This window comes from Streptomyces shenzhenensis, from assembly GCF_021462265.1.
Lineage (GTDB): Bacteria > Actinomycetota > Actinomycetes > Streptomycetales > Streptomycetaceae > Streptomyces > Streptomyces shenzhenensis.
Map to the genome: position 1 here is coordinate 42,207 of NZ_JAJONF010000005.1, position 18,731 is coordinate 60,937.

The following is an 18,731-nucleotide window of genomic DNA, read 5'->3' on the forward strand; positions in this document are numbered from 1 at the left end:
GCCACGGGTGTACCGCGTTTTCAGCCCGTTTGGCTGCGCGCCACCGGCGTTCCACACCGGCGTGCTCTCGCAGCACGCCATTCGCCAATGCCCCAGGTACGGGTCGCGACCGACCCGGTGCCTCCACGGATGATCTGCGGCAGGCGCTGCCTCTGGTCTTGAGCGATCCGCCGGGGGCGTGCGTGTTCCGTCACCGTACGGCCTGGCGACAACGCGCCGTCCGGACCAGCGCCGACAAAGCGTCACGCCCCCGCAGAGCAAAGGTTCTCCGGTGCGGCGCTAGTGGTGCCGCACCAGGCGGTTGAGCACGGCCTGGGCCATGGCCGCCTCTCCCTTGGCGTTGGGGTGGGCCGGGGCGGCCGGGGAGGCCGGCTGGAGGGGTTCGATCCAGCGGTCGGCGGGGGACTTGCACATGTCGTGGCCGACCGTCGGGCCGTAGGTGTCCACGTACCGGGCGCCGTTCCAGGCGGCGACCATCCGCAGCATGAGGTTCAGCCGCTTCCCGGTGTCGCGGAGGTAGGGGAAGTCCCCGGCCGCGAACGGCACCGTCGGGTAGCAGCCGCTGCCGTCGTCCGGCAGCAGGTCGGGGTAGCCGACGACGAGGATCCGGGCGTGCGGGGCCCGGGCGCGGATCGCCCGCAGCACACGGTCGACCTTGGGCGCGGTCTGCGCGACGTTGAGCGCCAGCTGGTCGGTGCCCGACGCGTTGTAGTACTGCTGGCAGGGGTTGCCCGTCAGGTCCCGGGAGCTGAGGGCCGCGCAGGTGGCGATGATCGAGCCGAACCCCACGTCGTTGCCGCCGATCTGGACGGTCACCAGGTCGGTGCCGCGCTGGACGGCGTCGAGCTGGGGCCCGTTGGTGCCCTGTGCCTTCCACATCTCGGCGGTCGTCGCACCGGCACAGCTCACGTCCTTGAACGCGCTCACGTGCCGGGCAGCCGCCACCAGCGAGGGGTAGTTGTGGTCGGAGCGGGCGCAGCCCGCGTCGACCTGGGTCGGGATGACCGGGCCCGAGGTGTAGGAGTCGCCGAGCGCCACATAACCGGTGCCGCGGTCGTGTCCGGAGCCGCGACCGGGGTCGCCGTGCGCGGCGGCCGGTGCCGTGGACGCGGCCACCAGGGCGCAGCCGCCCAGCGCCGCCGCCACGGTGGCCTTCCGCCGGCGCCGTCTCGCCGAACCGTCGGACGGGATGCCGTACGCCATGGAGTCCCCCCTGGAACCAGGACGCGCACGGAACCGGTCCCGGCGGGCGGTCCGCACGCGTGTGTCGGGGGTCTGTATACCGCCCGGTAGGAGTCCGTAGCCAGAGGTCGGACGCAAGGAACCGGATCGGGCAACCCGCTCTGCCCGTACGGACCTCGGGTCCGGCCGGCGGCCGAAGGACGGCCTCCGTGATTGAACCTGGAAACCGATCGGTTTACGATGGGTGGCGACCAAGGGAAACCGATCGGTTTCCCGATTCTCTGTCTGTACTGGAGCGTGAGTCTCATGACCGCGATCAAGGATTCCGTCGTCCTCGTCACCGGCGGCAGCCGAGGCATCGGAAAGGCGCTGGTGGAGGAGCTGTACGCACGTGGCGCCGGCAAGGTCTACGCGACCGCCCGGGACCCGCGCACCGTCACCCACCCCGACGCCGTCGCCCTGGCCCTGGAGGTGACCGACCCCGGCTCCGTGGCCGCGGTCGCCGAGCAGGCGCAGGATGTCACCGTCCTCGTCAACAACGCCGGGATCGCCACCGGAACCCGCTTCCTCACCTCCCCGCTGGACGAGATCCGCCGCGAGTTCGACGTCAACTTCTACGGCCCGCTGCTGCTCACCCGCGCCTTCGTCCCGGTCATCGAGCGCAACGGCGGCGGCCACGTCCTGAACGTGCACTCGGTCCTGTCCTGGCTCGCCGAGGGCGGCGCCTACAGCGCCTCCAAGGCGGCCCTGTGGTCGCAGACCAACAGCCTGCGCCTGGCGCTCCGGCCGCGTGGCATCGACGTCACCGGCCTGCACATGGGCTATGTCGACACCGACATGGCGGCCCGCGCCGACGGCCCCAAGTCGAAGCCGCGGGACATCGCCGCGGCCGCCCTCGACGGCGTCGAGTCGGGTGCCTTCGAGGTGCTCGCCGACGACATCACCCGCTGGGCCAAGGGGGCCCTGTCGGGCGACCTCGCCGCCATGTACCAGCAGCTCGCCGGGTGACGGGGTGCTCCGGCCGGCTTCGCCGTGCCGGGGCCCGCGGGCGCGGCCCGCTCGGCGGCGGCCGCCGGCCGATCGATGAGAATTCCGCCGCCGAAGGGTTGTCGCCGGATTGCCTCACCACTTAAATCAAATCCTGAACTAAGCAGGGAGGTGCGCCGGTCGCGCGCACCCCGTGCCGACTCGGGAGCCGCTGATGAGACTGAGACCCCTGGGCGTGGTGCTCGCCGCCCTGGCAGCACTGCTCGCCCTCCCCGCCGTCCACGCGCCGGCGGCCCAGGCCGCCGACGCCCCGTTGTCCCAGGGCAGGACGGCCACCGCGTCCTCCGAGGAGAACGCCGGGACCGCCGCCGGAAACGCGGTGGACGGCGACACCGGTACCCGCTGGTCGTCCGCCTTCAGCGACGACCAGTGGCTCCAGGTCGACCTCGGCGCCACCGCCCAGGTCGACCAGGTGGTCCTCACCTGGGAGACCGCCTACGGCAAGGACTACAAGGTCCAGATCTCCCCGGACGGCAGCAACTGGACCGACCTGCGGTCCGTGACCGGCGGTGACGGCGGTACGGACACCCTCTCCGTGTCCGGGCAGGGCCGCTACGTCCGGATGCTGGGCGTGCACCGGGCCACCCAGTGGGGTTACTCGCTCTGGGAGTTCCAGGTGTACGGCACCACCGCCGGCACCACCCCGGTCCAGGGCGGCGGCGACCTCGGGCCCAATGTGATCGTCGTCGACCCGTCCACGCCGAACCTCCAGGCGAAGTTCGACTCCGTCTTCGCCCAGCAGGAGTCGGCGCAGTTCGGCACCGGCCGTTACCAGTTCCTGCTCAAGCCGGGCACCTACAACGGCATCAACGCCCAGATCGGGTTCTACACCTCGATCTCCGGCCTCGGTCTGAACCCCGACGACACGCAGATCAACGGTGACGTCACCGTCGACGCCGGCTGGTTCAACGGCAACGCCACCCAGAACTTCTGGCGTTCGGCGGAGAACTTCGCCATCACGCCGTCCAACGGCACGGACCGCTGGGCCGTGGCTCAGGCGGCCCCCTTCCGTCGCATCCACGTCAAGGGCGGACTCAACCTGGCCCCCAACGGCTACGGCTGGGCCTCCGGCGGCTACATCGCCGACTCGAAGATCGACGGCACCGTCGGCCCGTACTCCCAGCAGCAGTGGTACACCCGCGACAGCTCGGTCGGCGGCTGGACCAACGGCGTGTGGAACATGACCTTCTCCGGAGTCGAGGGCGCGCCCGCGACCAACTTCGACACCGGCCCCTACACCACGCTGGACACCACCCCCGTCTCGCGTGAGAAGCCGTTCCTCTACCTGGACGGCAACGACTACAAGGTCTTCGTCCCGGCCAAGCGCACGGGCGCCCGGGGCGTCTCCTGGCCGGCGGACGCGGGCACCTCGATCCCGCTGGACCAGTTCTACGTCGTCAAGCCCGGCGCCACCGCCGCCACCATCAACCAGGCCCTCGCCCAGGGCCTCAACCTCCTCTTCACCCCGGGCGTGTACCACCTCGACCGGACCATCGACGTCACCCGTGCGGACACCGTGGTCCTCGGCCTCGGCCTCGCCACCCTGGTCCCGGACAACGGCGTCGACGCCATGCACGTCGCCGACGTCGACGGCGTCAGGCTCGCCGGGTTCCTCATCGACGCGGGCAGCGTGAACACCGACACGCTGCTGCGGATCGGGGACCCCGGCTCCGGCGCCGACCACTCCGCCGACCCCACCACCATGCAGGACGTGTTCGTCCGTATCGGCGGTGCCGGACCCGGCCTCGCCACCAACTCCGTGGTCGTCGACAGCAACGACGTGATCATCGACCACACCTGGCTGTGGCGCGCCGACCACGGCAGCGGCGTCGGCTGGGACACCAACCGCGCCGACTACGGCCTGCGCGTCAACGGCGACGACGTCCTCGCCACCGGCCTGTTCGTCGAGCACTTCAACAAGTACGACGTCTACTGGAACGGCGAACGCGGCCGCACGGTCTTCTTCCAGAACGAGAAGGCGTACGACGCCCCGAACGCCGCCGCCGTCACCCATGACGGCGTCGTCGGCTACGCGGCCTACAAGGTCGCCGACACCGTGACCACCCACGAGGCGTGGGGCCTGGGAAGCTACTGCAACTACACGGCCGATCCGACGATCGTCCAGTCCAACGGCTTCCAGGTGCCGACCGGTCCGGGGATCAGGATGCACGACCTGCTGGTGATCTCCCTCGGCGGCAACGGCCAGTACGCCCACGTCGTCGACACCACCGGGTCGCCGACGTCGGGGACCAGCACGATTCCGTCGAAGGTGACCCAGTTCCCGTAACGGGCCGGATCCGGCTAGGCCGTTCGCCGTCGTGCCGGACGCCGTAGCAGCAGTTGTCGCGCGGGCCGCTCCACGCCCTCGTGGACGAGCCAGGACAGGCCCAGCGACACGGCGAAGGCGACGGCGGTGACGGCCGTGCCGGTGAGCAGGTCGTACCGCGGGCGGGTGCCGAGCAGATGGGTGCCCGCCCGCAGCACCAGCAGATGGACCATGTAGAACGCGAAGGACACTTCGCCGAGGCGGACCAGCCACCGGCGCCGCCACAGCGACGGCAGGCCGTGCAGGTCCGCGAGGGCCGCCGCCGGGATGAGCAGGGCGAAGCCCGTGATGGTGCAGGCGGTGGCCGCGTAGTCGGCGGTGACCTGCGGGACCAGGAAGTAGCCGATGATCGCCAGCGCCAGCGAGGCCTCCAGTCCCGGGCCGCGCCACCGGCCGAGCAGCACCAGCCGCGCGATGGCCGCGCCCAGCACGAACTCCGGCAGCCGGGCGGCCGGGAAGGAGCTGATCGGCTGCGTCCAGCAGTGGTGCGCGTCGGTCCAGGCCAGCGCCAGCACCGTCAGCGCGGCCAGTGCCGCCAGCGCCGCGGCGCCCCGCGCGCCCAGGCGGCGCAGCAGCAGTGCCAGCAGCGGGAACGCGGCGTAGAAGAAGGCCTCGCAGGCCAGCGACCAGCTGACCGGGTCCAGCGTCTGCCACCACGGCCGCCACCAGGAGTGCACCAGGAAGACGTCGGCCAGTCCCTGCAGGAGGGTCGGCTTCGGCTGGCGGGGCAGCGTGCACACCATGACCAGCGCGACGGCGGCGGTGACCAGGTGCACGGGGTAGACCCGGGCGACCCGTCGCCACCAGAAGCGCGCCGCCCGGTCACCCGGCCGCGCGGACCACATCAGCACGAACCCGGAGAGGACGAAGAAGAACGACACCCCGGAGGCGCCGGCCTCGAACCCCCAGGACATGAACCGGCCGCCGGTGCCGCCGAAATAGCGGAAGTTGTGCACGTGCAGCCCGAAGACCAGCAGTGCGGCCATCCATCTCAGTCCGGTCAGCGAGGGCAGTGCGGGGGCGGGGGCGGACGGCAGGGTGCGGGCGGGTGGCGCGGCGGCCGGAGCGGTCAAAGGGGCCTGGGTCGCCGTCGTCATCGAGTCACCTGCCGGAGGGTTCGCGCGTGGAGCATGAAACGGAGCGTTGCCCGTTCCACACCTTTCACTCCGGCCACGGACGAACATCACACCAACGCCGAGGGAAGGCCTCGGCCATACGGGCCGCGCGGGCCGGACGGGCGGGTGCGACCCTACCCGGACGGCGGGCGCGGGCTACGGCTCTCGCCACCCCCCTCACCCGCGGGCGCGACGCCCTGGCCCGCGCCTTCGGGCCGCGGCCGGTGTGCCGAAACGCCACAGCAACGAAACGAACGGATGACTCGTCCGGTGCGCGGTTGACGCCGTTACCGGCGGGACGGCGTGGGGACGACGCTCGGCCGGCTGCCGGACGGTGTGGTCCGGACCGCCGAAGGGGCCGACGGCGTTCTCCGGGTGGGAGCCTGGGCGGTCTCCCTCGTGGTGGGTGCGGCGCTGCGGCTCGGCCTGGAACCGGCGGTCGTGGGGGACGCCGAGGGGCGTTCCGGAGCCGTGGGGCGGACGGCCGGCGGCGCGAGGGGCACCGTCGGTGTCGTCGGCGGCGAGGATGCCGTCAGGTGCAGCGGCAGGGCGACGAGCACGGCGACGGCACAGGTCACCCCGGCTCCGGCCGCGGCGCGGACCAGCCGGCGGCGGCTCGCGGCGCGGCGGATCTCCTCGTAGCGGCCCGGCGGCGGGCCGAGATGGGCGGAGGGCGGTCGCAGGATGACCGCAAGGGGATCGTCCGGGCCGTCGAACTCCGGCTCGTCGTCAAAGCGTGTGATCAAGGCTTCTCCTCAGATGGACGCGGAGCAGTTCCCGGGCCGCGTGCAGATCGGCCTTGACGGTTCCTTCCTTCCGTCCGGTCAGCTCGGACACCTCCCGGATCGGCATGTCAGCGTAGTAGTGCAGCAGGATCGGCACCCGCAGTCGCTCCGGCAGGGACTGCACCAGCAGCCGTACCGAGGGATCGGTCTGCTCGGTGTGCGGGCGGGTCGCGGCCTCCGAGCCGACGCGGCGCACGGCCCGGCGCTCGCGCTCCAGCTTGCGCCAGTGGTCCCGGACGATGTTCGCCGCGGTGACGTAGAGGAAACCGCGCGGCTCCTCCACCGACGTCCACCGGGCCCACAGCCGGGTGAACGCCTCCGAGGCGATCTCGTGCGCCGTCTCGTCGTCGTCGACCAGACGGCGGCACCAGCCGGCCAGGCGCGGATACAGGGCGGCGAAGAGCTCGGAGGCCGCCTTGTCACGGGACCGTTTCAACGTTCTCCAGGGTCGTGGGGGTTCGTGGGTTCGCTGGTCCGTGGGGGAGGATGCCGGTCCGGCGGCGTTCGTTCCGCCGGACCGGCATCCCTGGATCAGCCCCGCGTGCCGGTCAGCGTGGCGAAGACGATCACGTTGTCGAGGTAGCCGTGGCCGCTGCGCGGACCGCCGCAGGTGATCAGCCGCAGCTCCGGGCGGTCCACGTCCCCGTACACGTCCTTCGTCGGGAACTGTGCCTTGGCGACCGTACGCACCTCGCCGACGGTGAACACCGCCGACCGGCCGTTCTCCAGACGCGTCTCGACCTCGTCGCCCCGGCGTAGCTCCGCGAGGCGCCGGAAGACGCCGTCCCCGTAGCTGCCGACCGTGACATGGCCGAGGACGACCGACGGGCCGGCCTGACCGGGGGTGGGCGAGTAGCGGTACCAGCCCGCCCGGTCGTGCGCGGTGATCGGCGGTACCTGGACGGTGCCGTCGGCCGCGAGACCCAGCCGGAGCAGCGGGGTGTCGACCCCGATCGCCGGGATGCGCAGCCGGACCGGCACGGAACGGCCGAGCGCGGTGCGCGCCGTGGGCGTGGCGGTGGGCGCGGGCGCCTGTCTCCGGTGGGCGGTCGTGGTCACCTGGTGAGGTGCCGCTCCCGCACAGCCCGCCAGCAGCGAGGCCGTCGCGGCGGTGACGAAGGCGCGCCTGGAGAGCGAGGTCATGCCCCGGTGGCCCGGCGGCGACGGACGGTGAACAGCACCGCACCGGCGGCGAGCGCTGCCGCCGCGCCCCCGCCGATCAGCGCTGCCTCGGAGCCGGAGCCCGAGGAGGACTCCGTCACCCCGGTGTCGGGCGCCCCCGCGGGTACGGCGGCGACCTGGCCCCTGTCCCGCTTCGACACCCGGGTGGGCACGGGGGAGGGGACCTCGGACGGGCGGGCGGACTGCGCGGTGGAGGGGGCCTCGGACGCCACGACGGTGGGGACGGGGCGCGGGGTGGTGCTGTCGGCGAACGCGGGCACGGTGCCCGCCAGGACGGCGGTGCAGGCCAGTGCCGCGGCGCTCAGGACAGTTCGGCGCATGAAGACGCTCTCTTTCGTCGGCCCGCGATGATCGGGGCGGGCTGAGTTACGGATCGAGCGGAGAGACGACCCGGCACCGGGACGGGTTGTAAAGAGATGGCAAAGGCGGGTGGCGTGGTGCGGCGGGACGGGGGTCGTCCGGGTCGCCACCAGACTTGAGTGGGTTGTTTTCTTGAATCACTCATGTTTAAGGCGATAGGTTGGCGCCATGACCGCGTCCCAGCCCCCGACAACCGCCGCTGAGCTGCGCGATGCCGGCCTGCGGGTGACGGCCGCCCGTGTCGCGCTGCTGGAGACCGTCCGCCACGGCGACCACCTCGACGTCGAGACCATCGCCTCCGGTGTCCGTGAGCGCGTAGGCCACATATCGCTCCAAGCCGTGTACGACGCGCTGCACGCGCTCACCACGGCAGGACTCATACGCCGTATCGAACCGGCCGGCAGCCCGGCCCGGTTCGAGGGACGCGTCGGCGACAACCACCACCACGTCCTGTGCCGGTCGTGCGGTGCCCTCGCCGACGTCGACTGCGCGGTCGGCGACGCCCCGTGCCTGACCGCTTCGGACGACCACGGCTTCGCGATCGACGAGGCCGAGGTCATCTACTGGGGCCTGTGCCCCGCCTGTTCCACCGTCAACAGTTCCTGAGTACGTTGATCCGCCCATTCCGGAAGGATTTCCCCCATGTCTGAGACCCAGGAGAACGCCGCGGGCCAGTGCCCGGTCGCGCACGACCGCGCTCCGCACCCCACCCAGGGCGGTGGTAACCGCCAGTGGTGGCCCGAGGGGCTCAACCTGAAGATCCTTGCCAAGAACCCCGCCGTCGCGAACCCGCTCGACGAGGGTTTCGACTACGCCGAGGCGTTCCAGAACCTCGACCTCGCGGCCGTGAAACGTGACATCGCGGAGGTGCTCACCAGCTCGCAGGACTGGTGGCCGGCCGACTTCGGCAACTACGGTCCGCTGATGATCCGCATGGCCTGGCACAGCGCGGGCACCTACCGCATCTCCGACGGCCGCGGTGGCGCCGGCGCCGGCCAGCAGCGCTTCGCCCCGCTCAACAGCTGGCCGGACAACGGCAACCTCGACAAGGCGCGCCGTCTGCTGTGGCCGGTCAAGAAGAAGTACGGCCAGGCCATCTCCTGGGCCGACCTCATGATCCTCACCGGCAACGTGGCCCTGGAGTCGATGGGCTTCAAGACTTTCGGCTTCGGCGGCGGCCGCGAGGACGTCTGGGAGCCGGAGGACGACGTCTACTGGGGTCCCGAGAAGGTCTGGCTGGACGACCGGCGCTACACCGGCGACCGTGACCTGGAGAACCCGCTCGGCGCCGTCCAGATGGGCCTGATCTACGTCAACCCGGAGGGCCCCAACGGAAACCCGGACCCGGTCGCCGCGGCCCGCGACATCCGCGAGACGTTCCGCCGGATGGCGATGAACGACGAGGAGACCGTCGCGCTCATCGCCGGCGGCCACACCTTCGGCAAGACCCACGGCGCCGGCCCCGCCGAGAACGTGGGCGCCGAGCCCGAGGGTGCGCCCATCGAGCAGCAGGGCCTCGGCTGGAAGAGCACCTTCGGCACCGGCAAGGGCGGCGACGCGATCACCAGCGGCCTGGAGGTCACCTGGACCACCAAGCCCACCCAGTGGAGCAACGATTTCTTCAGCATCCTCTTCGGCTACGAGTGGGAGCTGACGGAGTCCCCGGCCGGCGCCAAGCAGTGGGTCGCCAAGGACGCCGAGGCGATCGTCCCCGACGCGCACGACCCGTCGAAGAAGCGTCTGCCCACGATGCTCACCACCGACCTGTCGCTGCGCTTCGACCCGATCTACGAGCCGATCTCGCGCCGCTTCCACGAGAACCCCGACCAGTTCGCGGACGCGTTCGCCCGCGCCTGGTACAAGCTGACCCACCGTGACATGGGCCCGAAGTCCCTGTACCTCGGCCCGGAGGTCCCGGAGGAGACGCTGATCTGGCAGGACCCGCTGCCGGAGCGCGAGGGCGAGCTCATCGACGCGGCCGACGTCGCGGCCCTGAAGGCCACGCTCCTCGCCTCGGGCCTGACCGTCTCGCAGCTGGTCAAGGCCGCCTGGGCGTCGGCCTCGACGTACCGCGGCAGCGACAAGCGCGGCGGCGCCAACGGTGCCCGCATCCGCCTGGAGCCGCAGCGCGGCTGGGAGGTCAACGACCCCGACGAGCTTGCCCAGGTGCTGCGCGTCCTGGAGGGTGTCCAGCGGGACTTCAACACCGGCGCCAAGAAGGTCTCCCTGGCCGACCTGATCGTCCTCGGCGGTGCCGCCGCGGTGGAGAAGGCCGCCAAGGACGGCGGTGTCGACATCGAGGTGCCCTTCACCCCGGGCCGGGTCGACGCGACCGACGAGCACACGGACGCCGAGTCCTTCGCGGCCCTGGAGCCGACGTCGGACGGCTTCCGCAACTACATCGGCAAGGGCAACCGCCTGCGCGCCGAGTACCTGCTCCTCGACCGTGCCAACCTGCTCGGCCTGAGCGCCCCCGAGCTGACCGTCCTCGTCGGCGGTCTGCGCGTCCTCGGCGCCAACCAGGGCCAGTCGAAGCACGGCGTCCTCACCGAGACGCCGGGCGTGCTGACCAACGACTTCTTCGTCAACCTGCTCGACATGGGCACGACCTGGAAGTCGACCTCCGAGGACCAGTCCACCTTCGAGGGCCGCGACGCGAGCGGCGCGGTCAAGTGGACCGGCACCCGTGCCGACCTGGTCTTCGGCTCCAACTCCGAGCTGCGCGCGGTGGCCGAGGTCTACGCCGGCGACGACGCCAAGGAGAAGTTTGTGAAGGACTTCGTCGCCGCCTGGACGAAGGTCGCGAACGCGGACCGGTTCGACCTGGTCTGACCGTCCCGCACACCCGATGCCCGGACCGGCCCTCGCGGGCCGGGCCGGGCATCGGCATGCCCACGGCTGCCTGGCCGGCTCCCGCCGGGGCCCGTGCGTAGCACGCTGCACACGAGTCGTTCTTTACCCCACCATGACCTCGACTCCCGTTGTTCACGCGGCCTTCGCAGACTCTGCAGGTCCCGAGCCACCCCCCTGTACCGGCCGCCCGCGGGAGTTCCGAGCATGAGCCACGGTCACAGCCACGACCACGGTCACCACCACCATCACCACCACGGGGACGGCGACGCCGCCTCGCTGCCGCCCGCCCTCGATCTGTCCGTGCCCGACGCGGAACTGACGCCCGGTCAGCTCTCCCGCCGTTCGATGCTGCGCCGCACCGGCCTGCTGGGCGCCGGCCTCGCGGCGGGCGGTGTCCTCGTCGGCGCGGGCCAGGCCGCCGCCTCGGTCTTCGCCGCCGACTCCCACGACAGCCGTTCCGGCGGCTACCTGTGGCTGGCCGGCGACCACCACATCCACACCCAGCACAGCTCCGACGGCAAGTACCGGGTCATCGACCACGTCCGGCAGGCCAACGCGCACGGCCTGGACTGGATGGTCATCACCGACCACGGCAGCGAGACCCACGCCAAGATCGGTGTCGAGAAGGTCAACCCGGACATCGTCGCCGCCCGTGACCAGATCGACGACACGCTGGTCTTCCAGGGCCTGGAGTGGAACATCCCGGCCGCCGAGCACGGCACGGTCTTCGTCCACCCCGGCAAGAACGAGGTCGCCGTCCTCAAGGAGTTCGAGACCTCCTTCGACGGCTCGGTGAAGGGCGCCTCCGCCAGCACCCCCGCCAACGAGGCGCTGGCCATCTCCGGCCTCAACTTCCTCGCCGAGCAGGTGCGGCGCCGCAACGTCAAGGACGTCCTGTTCCTCGCCAACCACCCGGCGCGCAAGGGCATCGACTCCCCGCACGAGATCCGCGCCTGGCGCGACGCCCAGCCGTCGATCGCCGTCGGTTTCGAGGGCGCCCCCGGCCACCAGGCGGGCGGCCTGCCCAAGCCGAACGGCCCCGGATCGGCCCGTGGCATCTACGACAACAGCCCGAGCGCCGACTCCTTCGCCGGGTACCCGCTGGAGAGCTACCGCACCTGGGGCGGCTTCGACTGGATGACCGCCACCGTCGGCGGCCTGTGGGACAGCCTGCTCGCCGAGGGCAAGCCCTGGTGGATCACCGCCAACTCCGACTCCCACAACGTCTACGCCGACACCGCGGTGCGTGGCCCGAACAGTGACTTCAACGCCAACGGCCGTTACGAGGACCCGGTCTACGGCACCGGCATCAGCCTCACCGACACCGACTTCTGGCCGGGCCAGTACTCCCGCACCCACGTCGGAGCGGCCTCCTTCTCCTACAAGTCGGTCATGGACGGCATCCGCGCGGGCCGGGTCTGGGTCGACCACGGCGGCCTGATCAGCGGCCTGAACGCCCAGCTGCGCTCCGGGTCCCGCGCGGTGACCCTGGGCGGGGCGCTCCAGGTCCGCAAGGGCAGCCAGGTCGACCTCGTCGTCGAGATCAGCCTCGCCAACGGCCCCAACTGGGCCCAGTTCGTGCCCTCGCTGGCCCGCGTCGACGTCATCCAGGGCGATGTCACCGGTGCGGTCTCGGACAAGGACACCTTCGCCACGCCCGCCACCAAGGTCGTTAAGTCCTTCGAGGTGAACAAGGCGACCGGCTCGGTCAGACTGAGGTATTCCCTCGGCCGTCTCGACAAGCCGGTCTACGTCCGGCTGCGCGGTACCGACGGCAACCGCTCCGCGGTCGGCATCAACGGTGCCGCCGTGGACCCGGCCGGCCCGGCCATCGACGTCCTCGGCGACGCCGACCCGTGGAAGGACCTGTGGTTCTACTCCAACCCGATGTGGGTCCTGCCCGCATGACCTCCCCGCACCACGCGTCCGGCGTCCACTCCGTCATCGGGGTGGACGCCGGTACGGCGACCCCGCGTGAGGCCGATCACCTGATCCACGAGCTGCGCGACCGGCTCACGCTCCCGGCGGGCACGTTCGCCTGCACCCACCTGTTCCGCACCGGCGAACGCCGGGGTGCGACGATCTCGCTGACCCTGCCGGCCAGGGACGCGGCCACGCGGGCGGGCACGGACACGGTGTGGCAGGAACTGCTGACGACGCTGCCGGCGGGGACCGGTCTCGTCCTGGGCGAGCGCTCGCACGGACCGGCCGAGGCCGTCGGCACCGCGCGGCAGGCGGCGGCCGCGCCCCCGAGCACCGGCCGGGCGGTCCTCTACCCCGGCGTGGAGCAGCTGACCGGCACGGTCACCGTGGCGGACGTACTGGACCGGACCGCCGTCGAACACCTCGTCGTGCTCGGCGCGCCGGCCGGCGAACTCCCCGGCACCACCCGGGTGTGGACGCGGAACCACGTACGCCCCGAGTGGCGCGCCGGAACCCTCACCCTCACCCTGGTCCCCGCGGCGGGCGGCCTGCTGGCCCCCTTCGAGGTCCCCAACCCCACCCCGTGCTGCGCGGACCACGACTGACGCGAGGGCAATCCCCTAGTGACATGGCCTGGTCAAGTCTGTCAGGCTTCCGACTCGCACCACTCATGACGCGTGACCTGAGGCCACCCCCGGCGCACCCCAGCCGGAACGGCGGTCACCGAGCAGGCCGGAATCCCGGCCCCTGCAAAGGAGTTTCGTGTGAGATCGACCCCCCACAGGGCCCTCGCCACCAGCGCGTTGGCCGTCACGGCACTGGCCGCGGCCCTGCTGCCCGGCACCACGGCGTCGGCGGCGACCTCCGCCGCCGCCTGCACGTCGAGCCAGCTGATCACCAACGGCGGTTTCGAGAGCGGCACTTCACCCTGGACCCAGTCGTCGGCCAGCGTCATCACCAACCGCACCGGCCAGTCCGCCCACGGCGGCACCAGCTTCGCCTGGCTGGACGGCACCGGCGCCACCCACACCGACACGCTCTCGCAGAGCGTGACCATCCCCTCGGGGTGCGCCGCCACCCTCTCCTTCTGGCTGCACACCGACACCGCCGAGACGACGAGCTCGACGGCCTACGACAAACTCACCGCGAAGATCGGCAGCACCACGCTGGCGACCTACTCCAACCTGGACAAGACCACCGGGTACGTGAAGAAGTCGTTCGACGTGTCCGCGTTCGCCGGCCAGACCGTGACCGTCGCCTTCTCCGGGGCCGAGGACTCCAGCCTCCAGACCAGCTTCGTGCTGGACGACATCGCCCTGGACACCTCGGCCGCCACCACCCCGGGCGACCCCACCCGCACGCCGGCCTCCCCGTCGTACACCGTCAGCCTGACCAGCAACTCCACCGGCACCGGCTGGACCGGCCACGAGAGCGTGACCTTCACCAACGCCTCCGCGACCGCGCTCAGCGAGGTCTACCTCAGGCTGTGGGACAACTACCACGGCACCTGCTCGGCCCCGCCGATCACCGTCACCAACGTCACCGGCGGCACCGCGGGCGCGCTCTCGGTCGCCTGCACGGCGCTGCAGGTCGCGCTGCCGGCACCGCTGGCCCAGGGCCAGAGCACCACGATCGGCTTCGACCTGGGCATCACCGTGCCCAGCGGCGCCGACCGCTTCGGCTACGACGGCTCCTTCAGCATGATCGGCAACGCCCTGCCCGTCCTCGCGGTCCAGGACGGATCCGGCTGGCACCTGGACCCGTACACCAACAACGGCGAGTCCTTCTACTCCCTGGCCGCCGACTTCAAGGTGACCCTGGACCACCCCACCAGCCTGCTCGTCCCGGCGACCGGCACCTCCACCGACACCCCCGGCTCCAGCGGCCGCACCGTCACCACCGCGACCGCCTCCCAGGTCCGTGACTTCGCCTGGGCGGCCGGGCCGTTCACCAAGATCTCCGGCACCTCCCCCGGCGGGGTCCCGGTCAACATCTACTCGGTGTCCGGCATCAGCTCCTCCAGCGCCCAGTCGATGCTGTCCACCGCCAAGTCGGCCGTCGACGCCCACGCGGGACGCTTCGGGGCCTACCCGTACGGCGAGCTGGACGCGGTCATCGACAACAACTTCTGGTTCGGCGGCATGGAGTACCCCGGCTTCGTCCTCGACCTCGTCAGCACCACCGCGCTCACCCACGAGATCGGCCACCAGTGGTGGTACGGCATCGTCGGCGACGACGAGTACAACAGCCCCTGGCTGGACGAGGCGTTCACCGACTACGCCACCGACCTGGCGCAGGGACTGACGGGCACCAACTGCTGGAACAGCGTGTCCTGGGCGTCGTCCGCGGAGAAGATCACCAACTCGATGGCGTACTGGGACGCCCACTCCTCCCGCTACTCCACCGTCGTCTACGGCTACGGCAAGTGCGCCCTGCACGACCTGCGCCGCCTCATCGGCGACACCGCGATGGCCAACCTGCTGAAGAGCTACGCCACTTCGCACTGGTACGGCGTCTCGACCACCGCCGAGTTCAAGGCGGCGGCGCAGGCGGCCACCAGCACCGACCTGACGTCGTTCTGGACCACCCACCGCATCGACGGCTGACCTCTTCGGCCCGCCGGGCCGGACAGACGCGCGGGACGGCCGCGGGCAAAGGCCGTCCCGCGCTCGTCGACGTCCTGGAGAGGCGAGGAATCCTTCCCCCCGGGGAGCAGGACATGGAGCAAAGGATCTTCCCGGTTCCGCGTGCACACCGTCCTGTGATACCTCTTGCGTCGTCCGTACGCCGCCGAGCCCCTGGTGCGCTTCACATGAGCAACTACCGCCCCTTCGTACTGCGTCGCCGCGAGATCGCGGTGAGCCCCGAACGACTGGGGATGCTCGGCGACGCCGTCTTCGCCATCGCCATCACCCTGCTCGCCCTCGACATCACCGTCCCCGAGGGCCTGCGCGACTCGCAACTCCCGCACGCCCTGCGGGAGCTGTTGCCGGCGATCGGCGCGTATCTGCTGAGCTTCGCCGTCATCGGCGTCCTCTGGCTGACCCAGCACGCCCTGTTCCGGTGCATCGCGACCCTCGACCGCCGGCTGCTCCACCTGTACTTCGCCCTGCTCGCGGTCGTCGCGGCACTGCCCTTCCCGACCAGGCTGATCAGCGAGTACGGCGAGACGGCGACGGCGACCGCGTGCTACTCGGGCGCGATCGCGCTGTCCCTCGGTTTCCTGTGCGCGATGCACCTGCGCCTGCTGGCCGCCCCGGCGCTGGCCACGCCGGACACGGACCCCGGGGAGCTGCGGAAGGCGGTGCGCCGCGACGCGTTGCACGTCCTGGTCTTCGTCACCGCGATCCCGCTGGCCTTCTGGTCACCCGGCCTCGCCAAGTACTGGTGGCTGCTGGTGATCCCGGTCCGCACCCTCCACCGCACGCCGGCACCGGCCGCACCGGCGCCGGCCGAGGCCGGGGAACAGCCGGAGAGCTGAGCAGGACGCGGCGGCACGAGCACGTGCCCCACTCGGACCGGCCGTAGGCCTGCTCAGGTCAGGGAAGGGCGAGTTCGGCCCAGATGGTCTTCCCCGAGCCCGTGTAGCGGGTGCCCCAGCGCTGGGACATCTGCGCGACGAGGAACAGGCCGCGGCCGCCCTCGTCGTCCCGGCGGGCCCGCCGCAGATGCGGTGCGGTGTGCGCGTTGTCGGAGACCTCGCACAGCAGGCTGCGGTCCTTGATCAGCCTCAGCAGCACGGGCCCGGTGGCGTACCGGATGCTGTTGGTGACCAGCTCGCTCACCACCAGCTCCGCGGTGAACGCGAGCTCGGACAGGCCCCAGCTCTCCAGCTGACGCTCGGTGTCCGTGCGGGCCCGCGCCACCATCGCAGGGTCGGGCGGCAGCTCCAGGTCCGCCACCAGGCCGGCGCCCAGCCGCCGGGTGCGCACCAGCAGCAGCGTGGCGTCGTCCGCCTGCGGTCCCGGCGGCAGGGTCGCCAGTGCCCGGTCGCACAGCTCCTCCAGCGGGCAGCGCTGCCAGGTGAGCACATGGGCGAGACGGTCGATACCGCTGTCGATGTCGGTGCGCCGGTCCTCCACCACGCCGTCGGTGAAGAACGCCACCACGCTGCCGTTGGACAGGCTCAGCTCGACGTTCTCGTAGGGCAGGCTGCCCAGCCCCAGGGGCGGCCCCGGCGCCAGCGCGGACAGCGCCACCGTGCCGTTCGCGTCGGCCACGATCGGCGGGGGATGGCCCGCGCTCGCCCAGACACAGCGCCCGCTGACCGGGTCGTAGATCGCGTACAGGCAGGTCACCCCGAGCGTCTCCTCGCCCAGCCCGTCGTCCGCCTGCGGTTCGGAGTCCTGCGCGACCAGGCCGTCGAGCCGGGTGAGCAGCTCGGCGGGGTCCAGGTCCAGCAGGGCCAGGGTCCGCACGGTGGCGCGCAGCCGGCCCATCGTCGCAGCCGCGTGCACGCCGTGTCCGACCACGTCCCCGACGGTCAGCCCCACCCGGGCCCCGGACAGCGGGATCAGGTCGAACCAGTCGCCGCCGACGCCCACCCGGCTGTCGGCGGGCAGATAGCGGTAGGCCACCTCGACCGCGCTCTGCTCGGGCAGATGCCGCGGCAGCAGGCTGCGCTGCAGGACCAGGGCCGCCGCGTGCTGGCTGGTGTACCGGCGGGCGTTGTCGATACCGACGGCGGCGCGCTCGGTCAGCTCCACCGCAAGGGTCTGCTCCTCGGGCCCGAAGGGGTCGGGGTTGCTGCTGCGCCGGAAGGTGGCGAGGCCGAGGACCGCGTCCCGGGCGAGCAGCGGGACGAACAGGCTGGAGCGGCGGCCGTCCGGGGCCGGTCCGCCCGGTGCTCCGGGCGGGGCGGCGTCGACGACGGGGCGGCAGGTGGCCAGGCTCAGCGCCTGCGGGGACGACGGCGGATAGGAGACGGGACTGGTCCGGAACTCCTCCGGGGTCCGGCCGTGCATCCGCAGCAGATTGTGCCCCGGCGCCGAACCCGTCGGCGGCTGCCGGCCCTCGATGACCGCCGGCGGCAGGTCCACCAGCACCTCGTCGGCCAGCTGCGGCACCGCCACGTCGGCGAGCTCCGCGGCCGTACGGCGCACGTCCAGCGAGGCCCCGATGCGCTTGCCCGCCCGCACGAGCAGCGACAGCCGTTCCTGGGCGCGGTAGCGGTCGGTGATGTCCAGCGACTCCTCGAACAGCCCCAGCGGTTCGCCGCGGGCGTCCAGCAGCCGGTGGTACGAACAGGACCAGACGTGCTCGCGCACCGGGTCGGCGGGAGCCCGCCCCCGGTAGTGCATGCCCGTGATCGGTTCGCCCGTCGTGAGCACGTGCTCCATGATCTGGTCCTCGTCCGGAGGGTGGTGGCGGGAGATGAACTCACCCTCGGGAAAGAGGTCCGCGGCCGGCCGGCCGACGTACTGGGCGACCCCCGCCAGCTCCAGGTCGGTGGAGACGTTCCCCCAGACGACGCGCATGTCGGTGTCGAAGATCGTCAGGCCCACGGAGGACTCGGTGGCCAGCCCCTGCAGCATGGCCAGCTGCGCCTCCCAGGCGCGCAGCGCCTTCAGCTCCGCCGCGACCACGACGGTGGCGGCCACGCCCTGGGGCGCGAGCGGACTGAAGGTCACGGCCGCGCGCAGGGTACGTCCGTCCCCGCAGGACAGGTCCAGCACCGTGCTGCGGGGCTGGGACGCCCGGCAGAGCGCGGAGAGCCGCTGGCCCCGCTGGCGAGGGTCCCCGGCCAGCAGCAGGGCCGCCGGCCGGCCGAGCACGGCCTCGGGGGGATGTCCGAGGAGACGCTGGGCCGAGGGACCCCACCCCGAGACGCGGCCTTCGGCGTCCAGCACCGCGGCCGCGGCCTTGGTGAGGTCCAGAGGACTGTGGAATTCGACGTCGGCCGCGTTCGGAAAACGATCCATGGCACCGCTTCCCTCCGTGCCCCCTCAGCATCCCGTG

The 18,731-nt window shown here is 71.8% G+C and carries 15 protein-coding genes; 8 read left to right on the forward strand and 7 right to left on the reverse strand.

Features of this window, described 5'->3' with window-relative positions; all coding sequences use genetic code 11:
* Positions 1–279: 279 nt before the first annotated feature.
* A complete protein-coding gene (locus LQ326_RS08730) occupies positions 280–1,203 on the reverse strand; it encodes an SGNH/GDSL hydrolase family protein (protein ID WP_234534334.1) in 924 nt (307 codons plus the stop codon).
* A 285-nt stretch (positions 1,204–1,488) separates the two neighbouring features.
* On the opposite strand from LQ326_RS08730, the gene LQ326_RS08735 reads away from it, so the two are divergent.
* Complete coding sequence (locus LQ326_RS08735; RefSeq protein ID WP_234534336.1) at positions 1,489–2,190, forward strand: SDR family oxidoreductase; 702 nt, start codon at positions 1,489–1,491, stop codon at positions 2,188–2,190.
* Positions 2,191–2,383: 193 nt separating this feature from the next.
* Positions 2,384–4,516: a discoidin domain-containing protein gene (locus LQ326_RS08740; RefSeq protein ID WP_234534338.1), complete on the forward strand. Its 2,133-nt coding sequence runs from the start codon at positions 2,384–2,386 to the stop codon at positions 4,514–4,516.
* A gap of 14 nt (positions 4,517–4,530) precedes the next feature.
* Here LQ326_RS08740 and LQ326_RS08745 read toward each other — a convergent pair whose 3' ends face one another.
* From LQ326_RS08745 to LQ326_RS08765, 5 genes are all read right to left on the reverse strand, one after another.
* Entirely contained in the window at positions 4,531–5,652 is a 1,122-nt protein-coding gene (locus tag LQ326_RS08745) for an acyltransferase family protein (RefSeq protein ID WP_234534340.1), read from the reverse strand.
* A gap of 305 nt (positions 5,653–5,957) precedes the next feature.
* A complete protein-coding gene (locus LQ326_RS08750) occupies positions 5,958–6,416 on the reverse strand; it encodes a hypothetical protein (RefSeq protein WP_234534342.1) in 459 nt (152 codons plus the stop codon).
* A complete protein-coding gene (locus tag LQ326_RS08755) occupies positions 6,400–6,891 on the reverse strand; it encodes an RNA polymerase sigma factor (protein ID WP_234534344.1) in 492 nt (163 codons plus the stop codon). Before LQ326_RS08755 ends, LQ326_RS08750 begins: the two co-directional genes overlap by 17 nt.
* 95 nt (positions 6,892–6,986) lie before the next feature.
* Positions 6,987–7,598 carry a class F sortase gene (locus LQ326_RS08760; RefSeq protein ID WP_234534345.1) on the reverse strand — a complete coding sequence of 204 codons (612 nt, stop codon included), beginning with the start codon at positions 7,596–7,598 and terminating at the stop codon, positions 6,987–6,989.
* Complete coding sequence (locus tag LQ326_RS08765) at positions 7,595–7,957, reverse strand: Tat pathway signal sequence domain protein (protein ID WP_234534347.1); 363 nt, start codon at positions 7,955–7,957, stop codon at positions 7,595–7,597. Before LQ326_RS08765 ends, LQ326_RS08760 begins: the two co-directional genes overlap by 4 nt.
* 208 nt (positions 7,958–8,165) lie before the next feature.
* Here LQ326_RS08765 and LQ326_RS08770 point away from each other — a divergent pair, with 208 nt between their 5' ends.
* The 6 genes from LQ326_RS08770 to LQ326_RS08795 all read left to right on the forward strand — a co-directional run bounded on the left by LQ326_RS08770 (position 8,166) and on the right by LQ326_RS08795 (position 16,254).
* Positions 8,166–8,603, forward strand: coding sequence for a Fur family transcriptional regulator (locus LQ326_RS08770; protein ID WP_234534348.1), 438 nt, complete (start codon positions 8,166–8,168; stop codon positions 8,601–8,603).
* 36 nt (positions 8,604–8,639) lie between these two features.
* Positions 8,640–10,829 carry a catalase/peroxidase HPI gene (gene katG / locus LQ326_RS08775; protein ID WP_234534350.1) on the forward strand — a complete coding sequence of 730 codons (2,190 nt, stop codon included), beginning with the start codon at positions 8,640–8,642 and terminating at the stop codon, positions 10,827–10,829.
* Positions 10,830–11,054: 225 nt separating this feature from the next.
* A complete protein-coding gene (locus LQ326_RS08780; protein ID WP_234534352.1) occupies positions 11,055–12,758 on the forward strand; it encodes a PHP domain-containing protein in 1,704 nt (567 codons plus the stop codon).
* Entirely contained in the window at positions 12,755–13,378 is a 624-nt protein-coding gene (locus LQ326_RS08785) for a hypothetical protein (protein WP_234534354.1), read from the forward strand. The genes LQ326_RS08780 and LQ326_RS08785 overlap by 4 nt, the downstream gene beginning before the upstream one ends.
* Positions 13,379–13,537: 159 nt before the next feature.
* Positions 13,538–15,379 (forward strand): M1 family aminopeptidase, encoded by a 1,842-nt coding sequence (locus tag LQ326_RS08790; RefSeq protein ID WP_234534356.1) that lies wholly within the window; start codon positions 13,538–13,540, stop codon positions 15,377–15,379.
* Positions 15,380–15,585: 206 nt separating this feature from the next.
* Complete coding sequence (locus tag LQ326_RS08795; RefSeq protein ID WP_234534358.1) at positions 15,586–16,254, forward strand: TMEM175 family protein; 669 nt, start codon at positions 15,586–15,588, stop codon at positions 16,252–16,254.
* Positions 16,255–16,312: 58 nt separating this feature from the next.
* On the opposite strand, the gene LQ326_RS08800 is transcribed toward LQ326_RS08795, so the two are convergent.
* Complete coding sequence (locus tag LQ326_RS08800) at positions 16,313–18,694, reverse strand: SpoIIE family protein phosphatase (protein ID WP_234534361.1); 2,382 nt, start codon at positions 18,692–18,694, stop codon at positions 16,313–16,315.
* Positions 18,695–18,731: the final 37 nt, after the last annotated feature.

Bases quoted from the DNA above. Each gene is read 5' to 3' on its own strand.
- LQ326_RS08780 (WP_234534352.1), top strand. From the start codon at position 11,055: ATGAGCCACGGTCACAGCCACGACCACGGTCACCACCACCATCACCAC.
- LQ326_RS08800 (WP_234534361.1), bottom strand. From the start codon at position 18,694: ATGGATCGTTTTCCGAACGCGGCCGACGTCGAATTCCACAGTCCTCTG.
- LQ326_RS08740 (WP_234534338.1), top strand. From the start codon at position 2,384: ATGAGACTGAGACCCCTGGGCGTGGTGCTCGCCGCCCTGGCAGCACTG.
- LQ326_RS08730 (WP_234534334.1), bottom strand. From the start codon at position 1,203: ATGGCGTACGGCATCCCGTCCGACGGTTCGGCGAGACGGCGCCGGCGG.
- LQ326_RS08735 (WP_234534336.1), top strand. From the start codon at position 1,489: ATGACCGCGATCAAGGATTCCGTCGTCCTCGTCACCGGCGGCAGCCGA.
- LQ326_RS08760 (WP_234534345.1), bottom strand. From the start codon at position 7,598: ATGACCTCGCTCTCCAGGCGCGCCTTCGTCACCGCCGCGACGGCCTCG.
- LQ326_RS08770 (WP_234534348.1), top strand. From the start codon at position 8,166: ATGACCGCGTCCCAGCCCCCGACAACCGCCGCTGAGCTGCGCGATGCC.
- LQ326_RS08745 (WP_234534340.1), bottom strand. From the start codon at position 5,652: ATGACGACGGCGACCCAGGCCCCTTTGACCGCTCCGGCCGCCGCGCCA.
- LQ326_RS08785 (WP_234534354.1), top strand. From the start codon at position 12,755: ATGACCTCCCCGCACCACGCGTCCGGCGTCCACTCCGTCATCGGGGTG.
- LQ326_RS08765 (WP_234534347.1), bottom strand. From the start codon at position 7,957: ATGCGCCGAACTGTCCTGAGCGCCGCGGCACTGGCCTGCACCGCCGTC.
- LQ326_RS08795 (WP_234534358.1), top strand. From the start codon at position 15,586: ATGAGCAACTACCGCCCCTTCGTACTGCGTCGCCGCGAGATCGCGGTG.
- katG (WP_234534350.1), top strand. From the start codon at position 8,640: ATGTCTGAGACCCAGGAGAACGCCGCGGGCCAGTGCCCGGTCGCGCAC.